This is a genomic window from Brevundimonas sp., from assembly GCF_032017145.1.
Taxonomy (GTDB): domain Bacteria; phylum Pseudomonadota; class Alphaproteobacteria; order Caulobacterales; family Caulobacteraceae; genus Brevundimonas.
Genome location: NZ_DALZQC010000203.1, coordinates 1 through 2,309, shown reverse-complemented (window position 1 = coordinate 2,309; position 2,309 = coordinate 1). Strand labels below are relative to the sequence as shown.

Annotated in this window: 3 protein-coding genes; all 3 read right to left on the bottom strand. The window is 68.0% G+C overall.

What is annotated here, in order from left to right; all coding sequences use genetic code 11:
* Positions 1–144: 144 nt before the first annotated feature.
* The 3 genes from RTU05_RS17905 to RTU05_RS17895 are packed head-to-tail and all read right to left on the bottom strand — an operon-like array spanning position 145 to position 1,999.
* A complete protein-coding gene (locus RTU05_RS17905; RefSeq protein WP_312599638.1) occupies positions 145–582 on the bottom strand; it encodes a flagellar basal-body protein FlbY in 438 nt (145 codons plus the stop codon).
* Complete coding sequence (locus tag RTU05_RS17900) at positions 579–881, bottom strand: rod-binding protein (protein WP_312599637.1); 303 nt, start codon at positions 879–881, stop codon at positions 579–581. The genes RTU05_RS17905 and RTU05_RS17900 overlap by 4 nt, the downstream gene beginning before the upstream one ends.
* Before the next feature lie 2 nt (positions 882–883).
* Positions 884–1,999 carry a flagellar basal body P-ring protein FlgI gene (locus tag RTU05_RS17895; protein ID WP_312082410.1) on the bottom strand — a complete coding sequence of 372 codons (1,116 nt, stop codon included), beginning with the start codon at positions 1,997–1,999 and terminating at the stop codon, positions 884–886.
* Between the last annotated feature and the right edge of the window lie 310 nt (positions 2,000–2,309).

The following is a 2,309-nucleotide window of genomic DNA, read 5'->3' as shown; positions in this document are numbered from 1 at the left end:
GCGCCGATGGCGAAGGCGACGACGCCGTTCGGGGCCACCTCGACCAAGGTGTCGGCGGATGCGAAGGCCAGGCCAAGAAGACGGGTCGTCAGCGTCATGAGGCCATGCTGATCCACATGCGCTTAAAAAATCGGCAATGCCCGATCAGGCCATGCGGTTGAAGGCGACGGCGCGTCCGTCGCCCACGGCCGCGCGGCCGTCGGCGGCATAGGCGCTGGGCGGCGTGCGGGCGGCGGTGACTTCTGCGGCGATGGTGCGGACCAGCCCTTCGGAGATCTGGCGCGCCGCCTCGACGGCGCGGGCATGGGCGTTCAGCACGGTGTCGAACACCCGCGTGGCCTCGACCAGGGCCTTGCGGTCGTCCAAGGGCGCGTCGCGCAGCAGGGCGGGGTTGGCCTTCACATGGGCGGTGTCGCGCCGATACAGATTGGCCATCTCCTGGGTCTCGGCCAGACCGGCCGCGACGTCCTGGGGGCGGCGGTCCGCAAAGGCCTGGGTTTCGGCCGACAGCCGATCGGTGAGCCGTTTGGTCAGGACGATCAGCTGGCGCACGCGCGCCTGGGCCAGTTCGCTTTCGCTCATCGCCGGCCCTCCTGCATCTTCAACATTTCGGACATGACCGGCCCGCTCAGGCCGATCCCGCCGGCTTCCACGGTGGTCTTGGCCATTTCGTCCAGCATGAAGCTGCGCCAGGTCGCCTCGGCCTGACCGCCGCCGAACAGGCCGTCGGTCGACAGGCCGTCGAACATCGGTTTCAACATCTGTGAAATGAAGGTGGCCTCGAAGGCTTTCGCGGTTTCCTGGATCTTGTCGCGATTGGCGGCCGTGGGCGCGGCGACGGCGGGACGCAACAGGTCGGTGGAGACGGTCAGGTCGGTCATGCTCACATCACCTCGATGTCGGCCTGCAGGGCGCCGGCGGCCTTGATGGCCTGCAGGATGCTGATCATGTCGCGCGGGCTGACGCCCAGGGCGTTCAGCCCGTTGACCAGGGTGGACAGATTGGCCCCGCCGCCGACCAGACGCATCTGGGTGCCCAGGTCCTCCTCGACATTGACCTGGCTGGAGGGGACGACGGCGGTCTGGCCCTGGCTGAAGGGGGCGGGCTGGCTGACGATAGGTTGTTCGTCCACCGATATGGTCAGATTGCCCTGGGCGATGGCGACGCGAGAGATGCGCACGGCGTCGCCCATGACAATGACGCCGTTGACCTCGTCGATGATGACCTTGGCCGGGGTGTCGACGCTGACCGGCAGGTTCTCGATCCGGCTGATGAAGCCCGCCATGCCCAGTTGGGCCGGCGCGCGCAGGGCGACCACCGTGCCGTTTTCGGCCAGGGCCGCACCCGGATAGGCGGCGTTGACGACGGCGGCGACGCGCTGGGCGGTGGTGAAATCGGGGTTGCGCAGGTTCAGCCGCACCTCGTTCATGTTCGCCATCTGGAAGCCGGTTTCGCGTTCGACCAGGGCGCCCGAGGCGATACGGCCGGCGGTCGGCACCCCGCGCGTGACCGACGAACCCGATCCGCCCGAGGCCGAGACGGCGCCGGTCTGCACCGACCCTTGCGCCACCGCATAGACCTGGCCGTCGGCGCCCTGCAGGCTGGTCACGACCAGCGAGCCGCCCAGCAGGCTTTTCGCGTCGCACATGGAGGCGACCGACACGTCGATGCGTGAACCCGGGGTGGCGAAGGCGGGCAGGTCGGCCGTCACCATGACGGCGGCCATGTTCTTGGTGTTGGCGTTGGAGCCGCGAATATTGACGCCCAACCGCTCGGTCATGCCTTCCAGCGACTGGCGCGTGAAGGGGCAGTTGCGAAGGGAATCACCCGTGCCGTTCAGGCCCATCACCATGCCGTAGCCGACCAACTGGTTTCCGCGCACGCCCTCGACGGCCGCGATGTCCTTGATGCGCGACTGCATCTGGGCCAGGGCCGGGCCGGCCGAGACCGTCAGGGCGGCGACGGCGCAGGCGGCAAGGCGGGCAAGCAGATTTTGCATCGGTCGAACGTCCACGCGGCTTTACGCCACCCACCCATGCCAGGATCGTGCCGTTCGATTAACCAAGGGAATTCAACGTAGGGCGGCCTTGAAACGAAGACCATGCGGCAGGATTTGCCGGGGCGTTAACCAAACAGTCATCGCCGGTCGTCATCCATGATCCCATGAAGCGGAGCGCGTGGGCATGAAGGTTGTCGGGCCAAACGGCGTCAACACGCCGACCAGCACGCGTGGGGCGCGATCCGCCAGCGGCTTCTCGCTGGGCCAGGCGGCCTCTGCCGCTGCGCCATCGGCCGCGACGGCCAGCGCC